The organism is Moorena sp. SIOASIH (assembly GCF_010671925.1).
Lineage (GTDB): Bacteria > Cyanobacteriota > Cyanobacteriia > Cyanobacteriales > Coleofasciculaceae > Moorena.
The window spans coordinates 248,644-268,444 of record NZ_JAAHIH010000002.1; the positions used below are offsets into that span (position 1 = coordinate 248,644).

Consider the following 19,801-nt stretch of genomic DNA (forward strand, 5'->3'; position numbering starts at 1 on the left):
CAGAACCCACTCGATCAGGTCTTGATAGCACGGCTTTTGAGTGCGACACCTAACCGGATTTTACTTATCCGTTAACTGGTTCAACCAATTGGTCAAATCCACTTCGGTTTCAAAATCTAACAACGCTTCTCCTAAATCTTCTAACTGGTCAAAGGATAATTCCTCAATTTGATTTTGTAATTGGGGATTAAGGTGACCTAGGCGACGGTTAATTTGACGGATAATTAACTTAACCTCATTCCGCTTGCCCTGTTCTAATCCTTGGCGAATAATTCGTTGATAAACTACTGACTCTTGCATCATATCCTCCCTAAAATAGGCTTGAATTAACTGCTCATCAAATTTCACCCCAGCCAACAGTTGCACGCAAGCAGATAGGTTACGCTGCTGTTGTCTATCTTCAATCATATCGATTCTGGCTGCTACTTGGGATAGCAAGGTTTCTGGCACTTCAGTTTGTGCTAACACGGCCAACGGTAGTAACCCTGGGGTGGTAAGTAATGGTTGTGGATCACATTCCCAAATCCGAATCACCCGGTAGCGGAAGGATAGGTTCCTCTCGGTAAATTGATTGACAAATACTCCGGCTAATCGGGTTGGTTTCAGGAATATTATTACCTGCTCAATGTCTTGATGCAGTCGCTCATGGGGGAAACCCCCAAGACCGCGCTGCATCGCTATCACAGCGATACTGACGATATAACCTGACCCAATAATCAAGCATCCGCAGGGGTAACGGAGGTTCAGATTGGGGTAGAGTTTGAAATTCCAAATGCAAAATAGCATCAGCAACTCGCACAAAAAACAAGGCATCTGCGCGAATTGGTTCTGTGCTTAATTCGGTGTTAAGAATTTCGATATCCTGTGTTGGTTGCTGGTTCCACAACCAGCTGGTAAAGGCTTGGGGATATTGTTCAACTAAATATTTGAGAGTACTGTCGTAAGTCATTACATATAAAAGATAACTAAGTCAATTCTGGTTAACTAATCGAAAAGAGGGTTAAGAGCCACAAATTCGACCACTCGAACCTATCCCAAATCATCTTCCATAAAGTCAGGGTAAGGTACATCGGAAATTTAACTAACTCTTGAAATACCCAGTAAACTCCGACAATTATTAACGGTATTTCGGGGTATAAAACATCGCCAAAATTATGGTTATTATTGGTTAATATTATTCAATTCTATCACAGTTATTAGTCAGAATATTATTCGAAATTTAGTGAATAACTTTAAGAGTTTTTTCGCTACAATCGGGAGGGGGATCCGTGTTGCTCGGCTGACTTAACTCAAATTTTATTCAAAACAGTTTTTTCCTCAACCATCCCCATAGCCCATAAGCTAATAGCTGATAGCTTACCCTTTATTTAGGCTTTTTGATATGGTGTTCCCCTGGCGAGATAAATATATTCACCTGCTTACGGATTTCGGCTTTAAGCGGGTGTTTGGCACTGATTCCAACAAAGCACTGTTGATCGACTTCTTGAATACTCTGTTACCTGCCCACCATCAGATTCAGGATGTCACCATTAAGACTCCCGAGTTCTTTGGCAACACCTTAGTGAACAGAAGAGCCATTTTTGATAGTTATTGTCAGAGCACAACCGGTGAACGGTTCATGGTGGAAATCCAAAAAGCAGACCATAATTTTTTCAAAGATCCCAGTGTCTACTATGGCACGTTTCCCATCCAAGAACAGGCGCAACTGGGAAATTGGGATGATCAGCTAACCGCAGTCTACACCGTTGGTATTCTGGATTTTATTTTTAATGACCATAAGGACAATCCAGAACTGTTGCATGTAGTAGAGCTAAACAATCACCACTGTGAACTGTTATATAATAAGTTGACATCCATTTATATTGAACTACCGAAATTTACTAAATCGCTTGATCAATTAGAAACCCATTTTGACAAGTGGTTATTTTTATTGAAGCATCTCGCTGAATTTAAGGCTCCCCCTGAATCCTTGCCAGAAGATGTGTTTGCCCAGCTCTTTGAAGTGGCCGATATTGCCAATTTCTCACCAAAAGAGCAAGCCCTGTACTATGATAGCCTGAAGGTCTACCGGGATATGTACAGTGTTGTCGAAACCTGTATTCAGGAAGGTTTCAAACAAGGTAGACTTGAAGGTCTAAAACAAGCTGCTATAGAAGAAGGCAAACTTGAAGCAAAACAGCAGGTTGCTAAAAAGATGAAAGCAGCAGGGTTACCCCTGAAGGATATTGCTCAATATACGGAGTTGAGTGTGGATGACATTAATCAGTTGTCCTAAGAGAGTAAGAAAAATCGGCAATTCCGTGGCACAGGCTTCGAGAACTTTGTGGCACAGGCTTCCAGCCTGTGATGGGGTGCATCTCAATCCATGCTGTTTGACCCGGTGGGTGTAACGGCCATCAGGCGTGGAACAGGCTTCCAGCCTGTGGCAATTTTCGGAAGGGCGGTTCCAACACTGGCGGTGCGTTACGGGCCGGGCTATCCCAACACTACGAGGCGGAAAATCAGTGCGAGCCCGTCCCTAACACACCCTACGTCTGTCACGAAATTACAGACCGTTCCCACAAAAATTTTCTTTCAGACTCTTTAATAGGTACATCATTAATACTAGCTTCCCGTCTCTTCATTAAACCATTTTCAGCAAATTCCCAGTTTTCATTACCATACGCTCGATACCAAAACCCAGAATCATCATGCCATTCATATTCAAAGCAAACGGAGATGCGATTATCCATAAAACTCCAAAGTCGTTTTCTCAGGCGATAATCTAATTCTTTTGCCCATTTGCGCTTCAGAAACGCAATAATTTCCTCTCGACCACTAATAAATTCGGCACGATTGCGCCATTCGGAATCAATGGTATAAGCGAGAGCAACTTTCTCGGGATTGCGGGTATTCCAGGCATCTTCAGCAGCTTGGACCTTAGCGGTTGCACTTTCTAAGGTAAAAGGAGGTAGGGGTGGTTTAGTTTCCATAAATAGTAATAGTTACGGCAGTTTGCAATTCGATGAGGTACAAATTCTGGGCTTTTAGGGAGCAGGGAGTAGGGAGTAGGGAGTAGGGAGTAGGGAGTAGGGAGTAGGGAGTAGGTAAGAGGGAAAACAATCCTGTGTACCTGATAGTTATGAAAAACGCTGATCGCTGATCGCTGATAGCTGATCGCTGATAGCTGATAGCTCAATTCTTACATAGACTCTAAACAAGACAGGCTTGGAAATCTTGACGAAATTGGTTTTCATCAAGATTGCGACCAATAAAGACTAACTCATTTTTTCTGGTTTCTTCTGGTTTCCAAGGACGATCGGGACGACCATCAAAAATCATATGTACTCCCTGGAAGACAAATCGATTATCTTCTCCCATCACATTAAGGATACCTTTCATTCTGAAAATATTTTGGCCTTGGGTCTGTAATAATTCCGTTAGCCATGTGTTTAATTTTTCAAAATCTACTGCTCCTGATTCTACAATGGCAAAGGAAAAAACTGATTCATCATGTTCATGAGCATCTTCTCCTAATAAGTCCGGGTCAATGTCTAGAGCTTGTTTAAGGTCAAAAGCCCGCACCCCTAACACTGAATCCATCTCAACTTCTGAGTTTTGGGTACGATAAATTTTTACTAAACCATTCATGGCTTTGATTTTTTGCTCTAATTCCTCTAGTTGTTGAGGTTCTACTAAATCAATTTTATTGAGCAAAATCACGTTAGCAAAAGCAATTTGTTCCTGGGCTTCATCACTATCCCAGTGCTCTAAAATATGCTTAGCATCAACTACCGTTACCACGGCATCAAGGTCTAACTGGGTTTGAATCTCTTCATCCACAAAAAACGTTTGAATTACGGGAGCAGGATCAGCAAGCCCAGTGGTTTCAATTACTAAATGGTCAAACTTATCCCGTCTCCGCATCAAGTTACCAATGATTCTAATTAAATCTCCTCGCACGGTACAGCAAATACAACCGTTATTCATTTCAAAGATTTCTTCATCGGCATCTATCACTAACTTATTATCAATACCAACTTCCCCAAACTCATTAACAATTACGGCTACTTTTTTACCATGCTCGTAGGTCAAGATATGGTTGAGTAAGGTAGTTTTTCCGGCTCCTAAATAGCCAGTTAAAACCGTGACGGGAATAGCGTTATTTACATTAGTTGCAACCATGGATTTTTAGTCTAATTAATTAGTTGTCTAAAGTTTTTGGTAAGCATATGCGCTACGCGCACGCTGCGCGAACAGCCGTCAGTGGTCAGCCGTCAGCTTTTAGCTCATGCTACGGGAACAGTTTAAAATAAACCTCCTTCGTGGCACAGGCTTCTAGCCTGTGAAGCATTAGCTGATAGCTGATAGCTGATAGCTGATAGCTTACAGTTGTTTAATGTCTAGTTCCTGAATTTCTTCTATGGATTGATGAATCTTATATTGTTGCGGAGGTGTTCTCATGATGGCAATGACGGTTTCTAAAGGAGGGCAATCTGGTTCATGGCATTGTAACTGACTAACAGAAATAGGTATTTCCGGATCTATTGCCAAGTGCTGATAAACCCAGTTTTTGATTTCCATAATTTTAGCTGAATTAGTTTTAGACTTAGAGGTTTGAAATAAATTCATTGTTATTAACCAAATCCCCGACTGGAACTGGAAATAGAATTTTGCCAAATTATTACTTCACCATTTTGCCCTCCGGCAGCTAAATAGTCTCCAGTAGGGTTCCAAGCTAAACAAGAAAATTTTATTTTTCCGCTAACTATTTTAGTAAGCTTTTTAGCCCTTGACCATAGTTGAATACCGCCATCATTACTAGCGGAAACTAGTAGGGATGAATTGGGGGCAAAGGTGATGGCTTGTATGGCTTGGTCATGTTGTAACACACGATTTTGCCAGTTCTTGATTTCGTTGTTAAACTGCCACACAATTACCGCATCTTGACAAGACGCAGCTAAAACTGGATCAGAAGTATTTGACCAAACAACTTTACTGACTTTGCCGGGAAATCCCTGCATTAACCAGGGGTGAGGATTACCCCAGTGAAGTAAGGAAATAGTGCGGTCTAGATTACCTGAAGCAAGATAGTCATCATTGGATGACCAAGCACAGTCTAGACTAGCTCCAGGAACTTCAAGCTTTTCTGGTGGCTCTGACCAGTTGTCAATGTTCCAGACTTTAACACTACCATGGCCACTAGCAGCTAGGAATTTACCCTGGGGATGCCAAGCTATATTGAAAACTGATGAGTCTGCAAAGTTTAACTCTGCCATTAGTTGCCCTTGGTCAACATCCCAAACCTTAACCTGGCGATTGACCGCAAAGGCTAATAGATTTTTTTGGGGATGCCAACCGAGGGAGTCAATCCAAGCGTTGCCCTGATCCAGGGTTGTAATGGGCTTAAAGTTGGGGGAATTGACCCCCAATTGCCAGATCCTAACCTTGCCTTGCTGTCCAGCAGTCCCTAGATAATTGCCATCTTGGGAAAAGCCCACACAGTCTAGGGAATAGTCATGACTGGGTGTCAAAATTTCCAAATTACCCTGTTGCCATAAAGCCAGTTCTCCTGCAGCAGTAACAATAGCTAGATAATTACCTTGGTTTGACCAAACTAAGGCTCTGATGTACTCAGACAATTGCCGTTTATCTAACTGTTTTAATGTGTTCGTGGTTTTGGATTTAGTGGACACTGATTCCCTAGTAACGTTTGGCTAGCCTGTAATTGCCGAGGTCAAGAAAACGATTCCAATCGGAGTGGTCGATCACGTCTTTTGCATGACATCTCTGCTTTCGTAATGGTAGTGACTAGTAGTTAATAACCTTGTAGTCGGGATAACTTACCTTTCACCCCGACATAATCAATCATCCTAAGCTACCACTTTTTGTAGGGTAGGAATTTACCACACATGATGATTTGTACGCGATCGCCTTTCGGGTCTTCCACTTTCTCTACTTCTATGGAAAAATCAATAGCACTCATAATCCCATCCCCAAACTTCTCATGGACCACCGCTTTAACAGGCATACCATACACCTGCATAATTTCGTAAAAGCGGTAAATTAGAGGATCGGTGGGAATTTGAGGGTCTAGGGAACCCTTGAGGGGTGGCACGGTTAATTCTTCAGCTACGGATTCTGGTAAACCCAAAGCGGTGACTAGTTTGGTGGCTTCCTCCATATCTGCGCTAGCTTGACGATAGATTACAGAAGCGACCCAAGTTTCATCCCTACCTACAACTTTTTCCAAATCTTCAAAGGTGAGTCCTTTTTCTTTTTTTGCGGCTAACAACTGTTTAGTAATTTCTGCAATTGCCATAATTAATGTCTCCTGATTTTTAATCGTTGGTATTTTACACTGTAAGCTATCAGCTATCAGCTATCAGCTATCAGTTTATGGGCGATGGACAGGCTACTTGAGGTGCTTATGGGCTATGAGCAAGCTACACTAACAGCTTTTGAATAAAACAGGTAATCATTAGTTTAATCTGAGTTATGGAAAGCACCTCAAGCAGCGTGAGCATTTAGCTGACGGCTGACCGCTGACGGCTGAATGCTTACTTTACACTAACGGAGGATTTTTAGTTAGTGAATTCTTGCTTCTTCTACAGCTCTAGTTTCCCGATATAGATGGTTTTCCATTTCCTCTTTCAGTTCCATATAGGCAGGATGATGCTCAACGGTAGTGCGATCGCGCGGACGGGGGAAAGGCACTTCAAGCACTTCATCAATACGCGCCGCAGGGCCTTTGGTCATCATCACAATCCGATCGGATAACAGGAGGGCTTCATCAATGCTATGGGTAATCATAATGGCAGTTTTACGCTGCTGCTCCCAAATGCGCTCGATTTCATCCTGTAAAAAGCCCCTAGTCAGAGCATCTAACGCACCAAAAGGTTCATCCATTAACAAAATTTGGGGATTAATAGCTAAAGCTCTCGCAATACCTACTCGTTGTCGCATACCCCCAGATAGTTCGTGAGGATGTTTGTTCTCTGCTCCGGTTAAACCCACTAGTTGGATATTTTCCTTAATAACCCGTTTTTGCTCCCTCGCAGACATTTTAGGATAGACAGTTTCCACCGCAAACCTAATATTACCTTCCACAGTCATCCAAGGCATAAGGGCATAGTTTTGAAAGACCATACCCCGGTCAGGTCCTGGTTGAGTCACAAGTTGCCCATTGATAATCACTTGGCCACTGGTGGCGGAACTCAAACCCGCGATAATATTCAGCAAGGTAGACTTACCACAACCAGACGGACCAATGATCGACACAAACGTGTTGTGCTCAATATCTAAATTGATATCTTCGATAGCGACAAAGTCCGGGGAAGATTGGCCAGTAATTTTATCAAACCAACCATGTTTACCGGGGAAAGTTTTTGAAATATGACGTAATGAAATTTGAGCGTCACTGTCATTGTCTATAATGACCTTACGGCCCTTGGAATAAAAAGAAGTACTCATAATAATTATTCATGAGGAGTTTTTACCGAAAGAAACCAGTTTTTCAAAATAGGCAAATATTTGATCAAGGACAATACCCACAATCCCAATAATAAAAATTGCCACCAGAATATTGGGTATGTAAAGGTTATTCCACTCATTCCAAATGAAGTAACCTAAACCCGTACCCAATAGCATTTCTGCTGCCACAATCACCAACCAAGAAATCCCCATACTAATTCTCAAACCAGAGATGATGTTAGGTAGGGCAGCGGGAATAATCACTTTAAAAATCGTGCGCCATTTAGAAGCGCCCAGAATTTTAGAAACATCAAGGTAATCTGGGTTAACATTGGCCACACCAAACGCTGTGTTGGTTAGGGTTGGCCAAATACTAGCAATGGTAATAATGAAAATCCCTGTCATCTCTGAGTTCCGGAATATATACAGCCCCAAAGGTAACCAAGCCAGGGGAGAAACCGGTTTAAGAAGCTGGAAGTAGGGGTTAAAGGCTTTAAAGGCAATTTTGGAAATACCTACCAATATTCCCAAAGGCACAGCAATGATTGAAGCTAACGTGTAGCCAATGGCTACTCTCCGCAGGCTAATTAACAAATTCCAACCAATACCCAAATCATTAGGTCCATTGTCATAAAATGGATGGGTTACCCAATACCATAATTCCTTAATGGTTAGGGAAGCAGTGGGCATACCCTTAGCAAAAATCTTCATCTTTGCGCCTAATTCCCAAAACAGTAAAAATATGCCTAGGGAAACGATAAACAGCAACAGAGCTCTGAAGTTTTCATTTTCAAAGATTGTGAGTTGTTGTTTTTTTTGAGTTACGTTTTTGGGTATTGATGTCATGTTGTATTTGCTTTTATCTGCAAAGATATTGGTGAGGGAGACTTCGTCAGCTATCAGCTATAGCAAAGGGAACAGGGAGCAGGGAGCAGGGAGTAGGGAACAGGGAACAAACATTCTCTCAATTCCTACACGGATTGCTATATCAGCTATCAGCTTTTGAATAAAATAAGCTGACTGCTGACTGCTGACTGCTGACTGCTGACTGCTGACTGCTGACTGCTAAATGCTTACCTCTAGAAACCGTATTTTTTGATTTGTTCATCCACATACTCTTGGGGTTTAGCTGGATCAAAGGTGTCAAATTCCAAGGTTTCTGTACGGTAAATCTCTGTAGGTGGAGTTTGTCCCACTTCCTTAGCCAATTCCCTAGCTAAATCTGTGAGGAAAATTTCTTTACCCACTTGATCATACTTTTCCGAGGTGATTGCTGATTTGACTTTTCCATCTCCTTGCAAATCCCAACGCACTAACTGAGACGAAATCCAATTGGCAAAGCTCTGCCAAGGATAGGGATCAAAATCAATTCTGTCTGGTACAGCTTTGGTGTTACCTTGACCATCTTCAAAGTTACCCGTTAGTACAGCTTCCACCACTTCCACCGGCTGGTTCAAAAAGGCTCTTTCGGAGATGGCTTTGGCAATTTCTGGACGATTGGCTGGGTTACGGGCATAACCTGCAGCTTCGATAATTGCTTTGTTGAGGGAGCGGAAAGTGTTGGGGTTTTCCTCAATCCAAGCATCGCTTGCGGCAAAGGCACAACAAGGGTGTCCTTCCCATAAATCCTTGGTAAGTTTGTGGATAAATCCAGCGTCTTCATAGACAGCCCTTTGGTTAAAGGGATCGGGCATCAAGTAAGCATCAATGTCCCCTGCAACCAACTGAGCAATACTATCTGGTGGAGGAACAGGGCGAATTTTGACATCTTTATCAGGATCAACTCCCCCAGTGGCCAGGTAGTAACGAATTAAGAGGTTGTGCATGGAGTAAGGAAAAGGTACACCGATGGTGAAGCCTTTGAAATCGGCGGGACCGTTAATTTTACCTTTGTATTTGTTAGCTACAGTAATGGCTTGACCGTTAATGTTCTCGATGCTGGCTAGTTTAACTCCAAAGGTGGCGGAACCTAAACCCAAAGTCATGGCAATAGGCATAGGAGCTAGCATATGATAAGCATCCAGTTCTCCTGCGATCGCAGAATCCCTAACCGCACCCCAGCTAGGCATTTTTACTACTTTGGCATTAAAACCATACTTGGAGTAGAACCCTAAAGGTTCAGACATAATAATAGGAGTGGCACATGTGATCGGGATAAATCCAATTTTTAGGTCTGTTTTTTCTAGACTGTCTGCATTGGCTGGTGGTTCATTCTCCCCCGTCTTTAAATCCTGAGTTTGCTGTTTAGGGGTACAGTTGGCTAGGGTAACTAATGCAGCACCTACTGCTAAATTTTTCAAGAAGCGGCGGCGGCTGAAACTATTGTAATGCCTTACATCCCCGAAAAATTCTCCAGCTTTAGGACCAAAGGCAGCAGCAAAAGCATTTTCTATACCACCAGCTTGTTTAGCTAGCTCTAGGACTAATTGCTCCCTCTTCGGGTCCCCTTTACCAGCTACTTTTAGTAGCAGTGCCTTTCTAATATCAGCAGCATTAACCGCATCTGCCATCTTAAACGTATCGGGTTTATAAACTCCCATTTTTGTGAGGTCTTCGATCATATCCACTGGATCGTTAGGCATATCTTCTGCCATAAATTTCCAGTGTTCACCCGTCATGTGGAAGCCACCACAAATCATACACCATAGATCTAATTCACTCAGATTACCTCTTTGGGAATCGAGGTTACCCCATTTTCCCGTTGCCTTTGTAACTGATGAAATTACCATAATTACATATATATGTTGATGTAGTTAGGTTAGGGCTGATGCTTCCAAGTCTTTTGTAGCTAAAAGTACATAAGTCTAGATTTTTTTGCCTCTACCGAAAATCCTGTGCTATTTTAAGACCGATACTTTTTAGCTACCAAAATCTACAAAAATAGATTTTAGCTCACTAATGCAAGCTGATTTCTCAGCCAGGGGGTATCTCCCAAGGCATGGCCGTAGGCCACGCTGCGCGAACGCAGAAAGATGCCACGAGCGCCGTTGATGTCTCGGTCCATTACCTGCCCATCAACTTTAGATTTAATTGTCTTACTTCCACCAATATTAACCATTTCACCAGTCCAGCTAACTGTCTTGCTGGTGTAGGCTTCACAGACATCCACTACTATCTTTCCGGTCTCACTAGCTTTATGTTGTAAAAACTCTTTAAACCGATAATGAGCAAAATTAAGCATATTGCGGACAGTTTTAGATCTAATTTTTCTACTTCCCTTCTTAGACATTTGAGCTGTTTCAAAAGTAGGAAGCAGTATTACATCAAAATTGTCAACAAGGAACCTAGCTGCTTTGTAATGAAGTTCATTTATCAGGTTTTGAATCCTAATTATCATCCTTCGAGCAGCTTTTATCATTCGGCGTTTTTGTCCGCGTTTAGCTTTGCTGATTTTAGACAGTAGAGTATCTAGATGCTGACACAGCCTTTGGATTTGGGAAAAGTCTCCATTCCCAATTTTTCCAACGGAAGTCTCACTGAAGAAAGTTAAAAAGGTTCTAACTCCAGGGTCTAAAGCAACTACTCGCCCTTGGTTTTCGGTTTTCTCTTTCGTTGCTTCGTAAGGGACTACTAAATAGTAATCCCCATTATGACTAGTTAGCCTACAATCTCCAATGTTGCTGGGAAGAGACTCTGTATAGGATATCTCCCCTAGCTTAGTGTGATAGACGCCTTTCTCTGATACTGCCGACTTTGGGATATAACAAGACTGCTTCGGGTTTTTACGAGATCTAAATTTAACCCGATTTATTTGAAAAGTTTTCTTGTATTTTTTCTTTGCCTCCCGGACGGCGGTGCAAGCGTCCTTAATCGCTATAGACTTAATTTGATAAGGTACTGACTTGCACCATTCCGGTAGATCATTTAAGATGTCAGTCTTAATAGCTTTCCAGTTAGCTTTTACTTCACCGCTCTGGAGAAGCTTGACTGTTTTATTGAAAACATAACGGGACACTCCAAACCATTTACGAACAGTATATCGTTGTTCAGAGTTTAGGAACACTCGTATCTTCTTTGATTTTCTTCCCGTACTTTCTGAGTCCGTGGATATGCCGCGAAAAGACGTGAATGATTGAGAGAATATCTGCGGTAAGCTCGGATTCGGGACAACTTTCAGACTGGTCGAGAACCAAGATTTTTCCACCGTTGAGACTGACCAAGTACTCAATGAGTTCAAACCCAAATCGGCTGAGTCGGTCTCTACAGGCAACAACAAGCGTGAGTTTATCTCCGCACACAATTCGTTCCAATATGGTTTTAAGACCTTTCCTTTTGTAGTTGAGTCCTGACCCGATGTCTTTGATGATTTCCGCTTCCGGGAAGAGGGAGTGGAGGTAAGGGACTTGGCGGGCAAGATCGTCTCGTTGTTTGTTACTACTGACTCGACAGTAACAGATGGTGTAACAACGCAATCTGTCAGACTTTGGAGCTTTTCCAAAACGGAGAAGATCTCTAGAGTCAAAGAGTCGTGTTCCGCCAGGGGTTTTTTCGCATTTGATGGTTCCATTATCCGCATACTTCCGTAGAGTGTTCCCCGACAATCCCGTAAGTTCGACCGCCTTACGTAGAGGAACTAGTGCCATGGTTATAATCTAACACATTTTTGTAAATAGTGCTAGATTCTTTAAGATTTTATTTAACAGTTGTTAGCCTTCTTTTCCCGACTCCCCACACCCCACACCCCACACCCCACACCCCACACCCCACACCCGAATCTGATATGATATCTCAATCCGTGAGCAGCAACCGGAATTTATGCAACTCGTTGATTGGCTGATTGTCCTAGTCTACTTAGTCTTGTCCCTAGGGTTAGGACTATACCTCTCTCGCAAGGCTTCCGGCAGTCTTGTGGATTTCTTTGTTTCGGGGCGATCGCTCCCCTGGTGGTTAGCAGGTACCAGTATGGCTGCCACTACTTTTTCCATTGATACCCCCCTCTACATTGCCGGGGTAGTTGGCAATCGAGGGATTGCTGGCAACTGGGAATGGTGGAGTTTTGGCATATCCCATCTGATCATGATTTACATCTTTGCCCGGATGTGGCGACGTTCAGAAATTGTTACTGATGCCGAACTCACCGAAATCCGTTATGGTGGCTCCATCGCTGCCCTATTACGGGGAACCAAAGCCTTTCTGTTTGCTGTACCAATCAACTGTATTGCCATTGGCTATGCCATGCTAGCCATGGTCAAAGTCGTAGGTGCTCTAGAAATTTGGCAAAGCCTTGGTATTGCGACCGAAGCCAGTAGTCTAAAACTCTGGAGTGTATTAGGAGTAAGTGTTCTAGTCTTAGTCTACGCTGGCTTTGCTGGATTGTGGGGCGTAGTAGCTACAGATTTCTTCCAATTCTTTTTTGCCCTAGTCGGAGCAATGATAGTTGCTGTAGTTGCCATTAACCATGTCGGTGGTATTCATCAACTAATCCCAAAAGTGCAGGAAGTAACCCAACAGGATGTACTAGCCTTTTTTCCCCTCACTGTTGGTTCCGGAGGGATTAGTTGGAGTGAAACCGCTGGCATCAGTGCTAGCACATTCTGTGCCTATGTGTTCCTGCAATGGTGGGCATGGCGTCGCAGTGATGGCGGTGGTGAATTTGTCCAGCGCCTGGCCGCATCCAAAAATGAAGCAGATGCCGAGAAAGCGGCTTGGCTATTCAATATCTTTCACTATGTAATCCGGACCTGGCCTTGGATTCTAGTAGCCCTAGCCGCAATGGTAATCTATCCAGATTTGGCAGACCGGGAATTGGGGTATCCCAAACTGATGCTAGATTTTCTGCCACCAGCCATGCTCGGCATAGTGGTAACCTCCCTGCTTGCCGCATTTATGAGTACCGTGTCTACCTCCATTAACTGGGGAGCCTCCTATCTCACTAATGACCTCTATTTGCGCTTTGTGCATCCCCAGGCCACAGAATCAGAACTCGTCTTAGTGGGGCGGATCGCATCAGTGCTGGTCACGGTTTTAGGAGCCATTGCCGCCTTCTTTGCCACAGACGTTGCCACCGTGTTCCGATTAGTAATTGCCATTGGTACTGGACCGGGATTAGTGTTAATGTTACGTTGGTTCTGGTGGCGGATTAATGCTGCTGCTGAACTAACCGCCATGGTTGCTGGATTTGTAGTCGGGTTTGGTACTAGTGTCGTGCCAGTTATTCAGATTCCTGACTTTGGTTGGCGTCTGCTGGTAACAGCTGGAATTACTGGTGTTTTGTGGGTAGTGGTGATGTTACTCACTCCACCAGAATCTGATACCACCTTAGATGAATTTTATCGACGGGTGCGTCCAGCTGGGCCTGGCTGGAAACGTCAGCAGCTTCGCACCGGTTTAGAGCCAATCCAGGATTTGGAACACGATCTAAAACGGGTGCTGGCATCGATATTGCTAATGTTTGGAGCAATGTTAGCTATTGGAGGATTTTTGTTGCTAAAGCCCTTGACCGGTTGGGTTTCTCTGGTAATAGCCGTTCTAGGATGGATGTGGCTGCGTCAGATTAAGGACAAGAGGGAGTAGGGAGTAGGGAGTAGGGAGTAGGGAGTAGGGAGTAGGGAGTAGGGAGTAGGGAGTAGGGAGTAGGGAATCGGGGAAGAGAGGGGAGTGTGGGAAGTGTGGGGAGGGTGGGGAGTGTGGGAAAAATAGAGAAGTGTGGGAAAGATAGGAAAGTGTGGAAAGTTTGGAGATAGGTAATTGCAACGACTATACTATTAAAGCGGTTGTCATAATTATCAGGTACAGTCAATTTTCTTACCCCGATTCCCGACTCCCGACTCCCGACTCCCGACTCCCGGTTCCCTGTTCCCTTTTTTAAAAAACCATAGTTTGGCATCTCATTTTAAAACTATGTTAAAAATTGTAAATCTCCAAAACCCTTTAGTAATCGTCCTGGTTATAGTAATTTTAGTAATCGGGGTGGTATTTTTTATCTACTCTCAAGCCCAGAAAAAATTTACCGAACCGAAACCATCTAACTACGAACTTTATCGTAACGTTCAGATAAATCAACCTAGTTATTATCCTGTAAATCAGACCCTATCATCAAGTCTTTATCAACCCGTTAGTGAGTGGATAGGACGACTGATCCAGCCGCCAAAGGATGAACGAACAACTGATGATTCTGTACTGTTTGAAGTCTACCATGCTGCTGCTGAGTATCAGCATTTGGTGGGACAAATTGTGACTTTAGCATGGAGTAAAGATGCTCCAGAGATCCAAGACTATGTGAAGCGAGTTACCACAGATATTAATTTTAATCAAACCACTGAAGATAGCATGACAGGGGGCGCTATCCATCCGTTTCGATTAAATCATCTAAATCGGGTAGGTCCCCTGGAATCTTTGGCTGGAGCTAGACCTGACGATAATGTGATTGTCATGGTAAACAATCCAGTTGTGACTGAGTCAGAAACAAGGACGTCTTTGACTATTGCCGAAGAGCCAGTGCAAATTACTGGTCGCTTCTATGGCTTGGTTACTATTATTAAACGGGAGGCTCTTGACAGCGATCGCTTTCAAGTATCGCACTTTAATAAAGACTCAAAACAATTTGATGGACCTCAAGAAATTATTCGTATTCCTCAAGCGACGGCTGACCGGTATGGCATCCCTAGATCTACCAATTCCCAGATTGAAGACTCTCCTCTAAATAGCGCTGGTTGGTATATTTATGGTGCTCAGGATCCTGACGGCATTTTTGTTACCCAAGGGATTGAACCTAGGGCGTTGATGATGCTAGAGCCAGATCAAGTAATTTTGGGAGTTGAGGAAGGGGTAACTTACATTAAGGAAAAAAATTGGGAAAATACCGAACAGCAAAAAGGTACTGGCAAGACAGTTCTGCTGGATCCTTTAGCTGAACAACCAGACGCTGCGATATCCCCTTGGCAGGAGGGAGACCGGGGAATTGTGATCCATCTTTATGGGGGAATGGGTGGTAATAAAAAAGATGAACGTGCCCTTTTTAATATGGTAAGCGGTCACTTTGCCTATGGTATTGCTCATGTAGTGCGTGACCCATTAAGCGATGAATTACGCTTTGATATAGAGTACGATCAAGTTTATGCTAGTAACCCCGATGGCATTGTTTCAGGGTCAATCAAATGGCCGAACTATATGGGAAATTTGCAGCGGGGTTGGTTAGGCAATCGAGCTGTTTCTGATGTGATTGTTAAATTAGATGCAGTCACCCAAGACTACGAGTTCGGTGATATTAAACTATCACCCTTGGACGAATTTAAGCATCAGTTACAAGTAATGATGGCTCGCTACCGCACGGGGGATGGTGACGGTGCAGCATTTGCTTCACCAGCAGAGTCCTGTGTGCAAGACTCCAATCAAGCGCTGTATGTAGCCATCCAACAGATAGAAGATGAAGTGAATGCCAATCCTGAGATTCAAGAGTGGTTGAAAAGTCATCCAGCAGACCCCCAAATTCAGCGATTTCAACAATTATCAGAGTTGGGACAAGCACTAGAAAAACAGCTGACTCCCCTAGGAATTGTTCGTAGTGACTGGAAGGAAAATGCTGAAACCTTGGTGGGAGTTGCTACCAGTGACAATCCCATTATCCCGATCCTCAAAGGACTTACTAGCTGGCGCACTATACTACCACGACGTGGTCATGATGAAATAGCTAGTCTTTTGTTAAACCATGGTGCTAAACTTTGGGTTATCCGCACTAATCAAGTGGGAGGATTTGATCCGGATATTATTCCCTATGCTCCGACTACGTTATTTTAGAATGTAGAATTTAGAATGGAGAATGAAGAATTAAGAATGAAGAATTAAGAATGGAGAATTAAGAATGAAGAATGTAGAATGTAGGGAGAATGAAGAATGAAGAATGGAGAATGAAGAATGAAGAATGAAGAATGAAGAATGAAGAATGGATAATGGAGAATTCTAAATTCTAAATTCTAAATTCTAAATTCTAAATTCTTAATTCTAAATTCTAAATTCTAAATTCTTAATTCTTAATTCTTAATTCTAAATTCTTAATTCGACCTTGACCGTGCCATAGAGGTCAAGCGTCTTAGCAAAGGTTGCAGGATATCTGGAACTGCTGTATCACCAATTTCCACAGTTTTTTTCCGTCCAGCGACTTCCACTGTCAGTTTGTAGCTAAACTGATCTGCACCCGGTGTTGATGACATCAGCTGTGCTGGTAGCTCAAAGAAACTATTAGTATTCAGCAGACCTTGCAACTGATCAGCTTCTTCTGGCGATAGGGATTCAGTATCAACCTCCGTTGCCATATTCATTCCCATAAAACCGCCACTACGCTCAAAGTATATTTTCATAACACCCCCATAGTTTTGACTACTAAAATATTGCACTATTCTGATTAATTCTAGATTAATCGTAGGGTGGCCAGTGGGGAAAAACGCGATTGGCCGTTGGCCACGCTACGCGAACGCAAGTGGGCAGTACACATTAATCCTAGCCTTGCTTGACACTCCCCACGGTTAGAAACCGGGGGATTCTCGGTTCAGCGAGCCAACTTGCTCATCCAGGCCGGAACCAAGAAGAGTAGAGGTCGATTCTCCCCGAGCGTTAAGAAAAGTTCCGGTGTGCCCCACCGTACTTAAGGCTCTAGTTAAAATATTTTTGGCAGCATTGTGGTCTCTGTCTAGCTGACATCCACATTCACAGATATGGGTTCTAGTAGATAATGATTTTTTGACCACTTTGCCGCAGCTGGAGCAATTTTGGCTTGTATAGGCAGGGTTTACTGCAACAGTTACCCGCCCAAACTTTTGGCCAAAATATTCCAACCATTCCCGAAATTGGTACCAACCAGCATCATTAATAGACTTAGCTAGACAGTGGTTTTTGACCAAGTTTTTGACTCTCAAATCTTGCCTTCGGCACGCTGCGCGAACATAGGCGACCAGGTCGTTAGACCGGATTACGCAACGCGCCAGTCTCTTGGCATGTTCTTCACGCTGCCTACTTATTTTGAGGTGCTGTCTGCCTAGTTTATTAATAGCTTTTTTTCGGTTAGCAGAGCCTTTTTTCTTTCGGGAAACTCGACGTTGATAAAATTTTAATCGTTTTTCTCCATTGCGATAGAATCTAGGTAAGCGTTCAGTATAGCCATCAGAATCAGTGTAAAATTCTTTTAAGCCGACATCTAGTCCTACGGTAAAGCCAGTAGCTTCTAGCTGTTCTGAGTTATCTATTTTGACACAAAACTGAACATAGTACCCGTCGGCTCTTTGAACAATCCGAACTCGCTTAATTAGCTTCTGGTCGAAACGCCACAAGTCCCAGGTACCTTTAAGTTTGACTTGCCCAATGCCTTTCTTGTCGGTGAACTTTATAGACTTCTTATCTGGGGATAACTTCCATCCAGATTGCTTATACTCGACTGACCTAAAATATTTTTTAAAGCGAGGATAACCTTTCTTCCCAGGAACTTTATTCTTGCAGTTATCAAAGAAACGTTTTATAGCACGTTCTACGTTCTCAACAGAGGCTTGACAAGCATGACTATTGAGGTCTTTAACAAATTTAAACTCTTCCCTTAATTGAGTGTTGTATCGATAGAGTTCTTTCTTCCCTGTTCCACGATTGTCCATCCAGTACCGAAGTACCTTGTTACGGACAAAACGAGCCGTTCTAATAGCTTCATTTATTGCTAACTTTTGAGGCTCTTTGAGAACAGCCTTGAACTCCATAACCAACACTTAAAACCACCTCCTTGGTTCGTTTGCTTTACTTACTATTATAGTCGATATTTCAGGGCAAAAGTTCCCGGACAGTTAGGGAATAAATTCCTGTTCGGGCTAACCCCATGGATAGAATCCAGGGGCTTGCGCCCTCAGGGTTTTCGGTCAGTCTTCTTTTGAATAGGAGTAGAGTGGGCATCCTGCCCGCGCGAAAATCTAAGGAACGGGCAAGCAAACTTGGTGCAATCGTACCAATCGTAGGGTGGCCAGTGGCTAAAAACGCGATTGGCCGTTGGCCACGCTACGCGAACGCAAACTTGCTGCATCGGTAACAGCCACTGCCCACCCTACAAGCTAAGAACTGGTATTTTATTTTTTGGCTACTCCCTAAGAGGGGGTGAAGAAAGACCTGATAAAGTCTGGTGCACCTGCGGCGCATCCTGGGGGTTCGGGGGGTTGAGGTTTCGGAGGCTGTTCAATAATCTCAACACCTACCTCTTCCCAACCTTTACGGACAGCTTTTTGTTCCAGGCTGCCAACACCAAATCGGTCTCCTGCCACCTTGAATGTCTCTCTGGCAGCATCATTAAAATCTGAGGTGGTACCCAGCTTATCCCTCAAGGTAAGATACCAAATCCAACCGGCCTTGTCCCAAGCGTATCCACCAATGTCCAGAGCAGCAATGTAGAAGGCTCGGTTGGGGATACCAGAATTGATATGAACCCCACCATTATCTTGAGACCCGGTATAGATGTCTCTCATATGACCTGGTTGAGGGTCTTTACCTAGTCTGGGGTCGTTATAAGCACTCCCTGGTTCTTTCATGGAGCGAATGCCTGTAGCATTGACATTCTCAGTAAACAGACCAGCTCCAATCACCCAATCCGATTCACTAGCAGTTTGGTTGAGTGTCCGTTGCTTAACTAGGATTCCGAACACATCAGCGAAGTGTTCGTTGAGAGCACCTGGTTGATTCCGATAGACCAGTCCCGCTTCATATTGGATCACCCCATGGGTCAGCTCATGGCCAATAATATCGATGGCGATAGTAAAGCGATTGAAGAGTCTCTCCTCTTCTGGCAAATCTTCATCCCCATCCCCATAGGTCATCTGTTGACCATTCCAGAAGGCGTTGTCAAAACCGCTCCCATAATGAACGGTTGAACTCAAAACCATCCCGCGATCATCAATCGAGTTCCGCTCGTATATGTCACGATATAAATCAAAGGTGGCTCCAGAACCATCGTAGGCTTCATCCACTGCTGTGTCACCTGTGGCCGGGTCTCCTTCCCCCCGGACTTTACGGCCAGGTAAACGAGTTTGGTAGTCTGCATTGTAGATCACCCGTTCTTTGGCTGCTCCTGGTTCTCGGGCACTCGGTCGTGTGGAGAAGTCAGCTAATTCCTGGCGCACCCCACGGAACTGACCAGATTCCACTAGGGCGCTCAATGCCCGTTCTCGCTGCATAGGGCTTCCCTGTTCTGAAACTTCCCGCAGCATATACGCCGGAAGAATACAGTGCAGAGGGTTGTGGTGATGATGGTGGTGATGGTGGTGATGGTGGTGATGGTGGTGATGGTGGTGATGGTTTATCTTGGTAGGCATAGTATTATTTAAGTCTTTTTGCTATTACTATGATCGCCCTTGCCAGCTAAGGTTTTCTTGCCAAGTTTTATTGCCAG

The 19,801-nt window shown here is 43.6% G+C and carries 19 protein-coding genes and 1 pseudogene; 4 read left to right on the top strand and 16 right to left on the bottom strand.

What is annotated here, in order from left to right; translation table 11 throughout:
* Nucleotides 1-60 precede the first annotated feature (60 nt).
* Nucleotides 61-949: pseudogene (locus tag F6J90_RS08800) on the bottom strand (DUF4351 domain-containing protein).
* Between the two features lie 432 nt (nucleotides 950-1,381).
* Here F6J90_RS08800 and F6J90_RS08805 point away from each other — a divergent pair.
* Nucleotides 1,382-2,275, top strand: coding sequence for an Rpn family recombination-promoting nuclease/putative transposase (locus F6J90_RS08805; RefSeq protein ID WP_293092164.1), 894 nt, complete (start codon nucleotides 1,382-1,384; stop codon nucleotides 2,273-2,275).
* 262 nt (nucleotides 2,276-2,537) lie between these two features.
* Here F6J90_RS08805 and F6J90_RS08810 read toward each other — a convergent pair whose 3' ends face one another.
* From F6J90_RS08810 to F6J90_RS08860, 11 genes are all read right to left on the bottom strand, one after another.
* Nucleotides 2,538-2,972 carry a nuclear transport factor 2 family protein gene (locus tag F6J90_RS08810; protein WP_075905743.1) on the bottom strand — a complete coding sequence of 145 codons (435 nt, stop codon included), beginning with the start codon at nucleotides 2,970-2,972 and terminating at the stop codon, nucleotides 2,538-2,540.
* Nucleotides 2,962-3,102, bottom strand: coding sequence for a hypothetical protein (locus tag F6J90_RS08815; RefSeq protein WP_293092167.1), 141 nt, complete (start codon nucleotides 3,100-3,102; stop codon nucleotides 2,962-2,964). Before F6J90_RS08815 ends, F6J90_RS08810 begins: the two co-directional genes overlap by 11 nt.
* A 90-nt stretch (nucleotides 3,103-3,192) precedes the next feature.
* The gene (locus F6J90_RS08820; RefSeq protein WP_293092169.1) at nucleotides 3,193-4,164 is read right to left on the bottom strand and encodes a GTP-binding protein; all 972 of its coding nucleotides are present in this window, start codon (nucleotides 4,162-4,164) and stop codon (nucleotides 3,193-3,195) included.
* Nucleotides 4,165-4,365: 201 nt separating this feature from the next.
* Nucleotides 4,366-4,611: a hypothetical protein gene (locus F6J90_RS08825; RefSeq protein ID WP_293092171.1), complete on the bottom strand. Its 246-nt coding sequence runs from the start codon at nucleotides 4,609-4,611 to the stop codon at nucleotides 4,366-4,368.
* Nucleotides 4,612-4,616: 5 nt separating this feature from the next.
* Nucleotides 4,617-5,675, bottom strand: a complete 1,059-nt coding sequence (locus F6J90_RS08830; RefSeq protein ID WP_293092173.1) for a WD40 repeat domain-containing protein — start codon at nucleotides 5,673-5,675, stop codon at nucleotides 4,617-4,619.
* A 182-nt stretch (nucleotides 5,676-5,857) separates the two neighbouring features.
* Nucleotides 5,858-6,301 carry a cyanase gene (gene cynS, locus F6J90_RS08835; RefSeq protein WP_293092175.1) on the bottom strand — a complete coding sequence of 148 codons (444 nt, stop codon included), beginning with the start codon at nucleotides 6,299-6,301 and terminating at the stop codon, nucleotides 5,858-5,860.
* 266 nt (nucleotides 6,302-6,567) lie between these two features.
* Entirely contained in the window at nucleotides 6,568-7,452 is an 885-nt protein-coding gene (locus F6J90_RS08840) for an ABC transporter ATP-binding protein (protein WP_293092177.1), read from the bottom strand.
* Nucleotides 7,453-7,461: 9 nt separating this feature from the next.
* Nucleotides 7,462-8,298, bottom strand: coding sequence for a nitrate ABC transporter permease (gene ntrB, locus F6J90_RS08845; RefSeq protein WP_293092179.1), 837 nt, complete (start codon nucleotides 8,296-8,298; stop codon nucleotides 7,462-7,464).
* 233 nt (nucleotides 8,299-8,531) lie between these two features.
* The gene (locus F6J90_RS08850) at nucleotides 8,532-10,181 is read right to left on the bottom strand and encodes an ABC transporter substrate-binding protein (RefSeq protein WP_293092181.1); all 1,650 of its coding nucleotides are present in this window, start codon (nucleotides 10,179-10,181) and stop codon (nucleotides 8,532-8,534) included.
* A 158-nt stretch (nucleotides 10,182-10,339) separates the two neighbouring features.
* Complete coding sequence (locus tag F6J90_RS08855; RefSeq protein WP_293092183.1) at nucleotides 10,340-11,455, bottom strand: transposase; 1,116 nt, start codon at nucleotides 11,453-11,455, stop codon at nucleotides 10,340-10,342.
* Entirely contained in the window at nucleotides 11,439-12,035 is a 597-nt protein-coding gene (locus F6J90_RS08860; protein ID WP_293092185.1) for an IS607 family transposase, read from the bottom strand. Before F6J90_RS08860 ends, F6J90_RS08855 begins: the two co-directional genes overlap by 17 nt.
* Nucleotides 12,036-12,207: 172 nt before the next feature.
* On the opposite strand from F6J90_RS08860, the gene F6J90_RS08865 reads away from it, so the two are divergent.
* Nucleotides 12,208-13,965: a sodium:solute symporter family protein gene (locus F6J90_RS08865; RefSeq protein ID WP_293092187.1), complete on the top strand. Its 1,758-nt coding sequence runs from the start codon at nucleotides 12,208-12,210 to the stop codon at nucleotides 13,963-13,965.
* Here the strand turns inward: F6J90_RS08865 and F6J90_RS08870 are convergent.
* Nucleotides 13,946-14,278, bottom strand: coding sequence for a hypothetical protein (locus tag F6J90_RS08870; RefSeq protein WP_293092189.1), 333 nt, complete (start codon nucleotides 14,276-14,278; stop codon nucleotides 13,946-13,948). The two genes, F6J90_RS08865 and F6J90_RS08870, sit on opposite strands and share 20 nt — an antisense overlap.
* 14 nt (nucleotides 14,279-14,292) lie before the next feature.
* On the opposite strand from F6J90_RS08870, the gene F6J90_RS08875 reads away from it, so the two are divergent.
* Nucleotides 14,293-16,188: an abortive infection protein gene (locus tag F6J90_RS08875; RefSeq protein WP_293092191.1), complete on the top strand. Its 1,896-nt coding sequence runs from the start codon at nucleotides 14,293-14,295 to the stop codon at nucleotides 16,186-16,188.
* Between the two features lie 254 nt (nucleotides 16,189-16,442).
* On the opposite strand, the gene F6J90_RS08880 is transcribed toward F6J90_RS08875, so the two are convergent.
* Nucleotides 16,443-16,748 carry a protealysin inhibitor emfourin gene (locus tag F6J90_RS08880; protein ID WP_293092193.1) on the bottom strand — a complete coding sequence of 102 codons (306 nt, stop codon included), beginning with the start codon at nucleotides 16,746-16,748 and terminating at the stop codon, nucleotides 16,443-16,445.
* Between the two features lie 165 nt (nucleotides 16,749-16,913).
* Nucleotides 16,914-18,128, bottom strand: a complete 1,215-nt coding sequence (locus F6J90_RS08885; RefSeq protein ID WP_293092195.1) for a transposase — start codon at nucleotides 18,126-18,128, stop codon at nucleotides 16,914-16,916.
* A gap of 182 nt (nucleotides 18,129-18,310) precedes the next feature.
* Here F6J90_RS08885 and F6J90_RS08890 point away from each other — a divergent pair, with 182 nt between their 5' ends.
* Nucleotides 18,311-18,451, top strand: coding sequence for a hypothetical protein (locus tag F6J90_RS08890; protein ID WP_293092197.1), 141 nt, complete (start codon nucleotides 18,311-18,313; stop codon nucleotides 18,449-18,451).
* Nucleotides 18,452-18,506: 55 nt separating this feature from the next.
* Here F6J90_RS08890 and F6J90_RS08895 read toward each other — a convergent pair whose 3' ends face one another.
* Nucleotides 18,507-19,586 carry a M4 family metallopeptidase gene (locus F6J90_RS08895; RefSeq protein ID WP_293092199.1) on the bottom strand — a complete coding sequence of 360 codons (1,080 nt, stop codon included), beginning with the start codon at nucleotides 19,584-19,586 and terminating at the stop codon, nucleotides 18,507-18,509.
* Nucleotides 19,587-19,801 lie beyond the last annotated feature (215 nt).

Excerpts from the sequence above, each read along its gene's own strand:
- F6J90_RS08805 (WP_293092164.1), top strand. The coding sequence starts at position 1,382 with ATGGTGTTCCCCTGGCGAGATAAATATATTCACCTGCTTACGGATTTC.
- F6J90_RS08810 (WP_075905743.1), bottom strand. The coding sequence starts at position 2,972 with ATGGAAACTAAACCACCCCTACCTCCTTTTACCTTAGAAAGTGCAACC.
- F6J90_RS08820 (WP_293092169.1), bottom strand. The coding sequence starts at position 4,164 with ATGGTTGCAACTAATGTAAATAACGCTATTCCCGTCACGGTTTTAACT.
- F6J90_RS08825 (WP_293092171.1), bottom strand. The coding sequence starts at position 4,611 with ATGAATTTATTTCAAACCTCTAAGTCTAAAACTAATTCAGCTAAAATT.
- cynS (WP_293092175.1), bottom strand. The coding sequence starts at position 6,301 with ATGGCAATTGCAGAAATTACTAAACAGTTGTTAGCCGCAAAAAAAGAA.
- F6J90_RS08840 (WP_293092177.1), bottom strand. The coding sequence starts at position 7,452 with ATGAGTACTTCTTTTTATTCCAAGGGCCGTAAGGTCATTATAGACAAT.
- ntrB (WP_293092179.1), bottom strand. The coding sequence starts at position 8,298 with ATGACATCAATACCCAAAAACGTAACTCAAAAAAAACAACAACTCACA.
- F6J90_RS08850 (WP_293092181.1), bottom strand. The coding sequence starts at position 10,181 with ATGGTAATTTCATCAGTTACAAAGGCAACGGGAAAATGGGGTAACCTC.
- F6J90_RS08860 (WP_293092185.1), bottom strand. The coding sequence starts at position 12,035 with ATGGCACTAGTTCCTCTACGTAAGGCGGTCGAACTTACGGGATTGTCG.
- F6J90_RS08865 (WP_293092187.1), top strand. The coding sequence starts at position 12,208 with ATGCAACTCGTTGATTGGCTGATTGTCCTAGTCTACTTAGTCTTGTCC.
- F6J90_RS08870 (WP_293092189.1), bottom strand. The coding sequence starts at position 14,278 with ATGCCAAACTATGGTTTTTTAAAAAAGGGAACAGGGAACCGGGAGTCG.
- F6J90_RS08875 (WP_293092191.1), top strand. The coding sequence starts at position 14,293 with ATGTTAAAAATTGTAAATCTCCAAAACCCTTTAGTAATCGTCCTGGTT.
- F6J90_RS08880 (WP_293092193.1), bottom strand. The coding sequence starts at position 16,748 with ATGAAAATATACTTTGAGCGTAGTGGCGGTTTTATGGGAATGAATATG.
- F6J90_RS08885 (WP_293092195.1), bottom strand. The coding sequence starts at position 18,128 with ATGGAGTTCAAGGCTGTTCTCAAAGAGCCTCAAAAGTTAGCAATAAAT.
- F6J90_RS08895 (WP_293092199.1), bottom strand. The coding sequence starts at position 19,586 with ATGCAGCGAGAACGGGCATTGAGCGCCCTAGTGGAATCTGGTCAGTTC.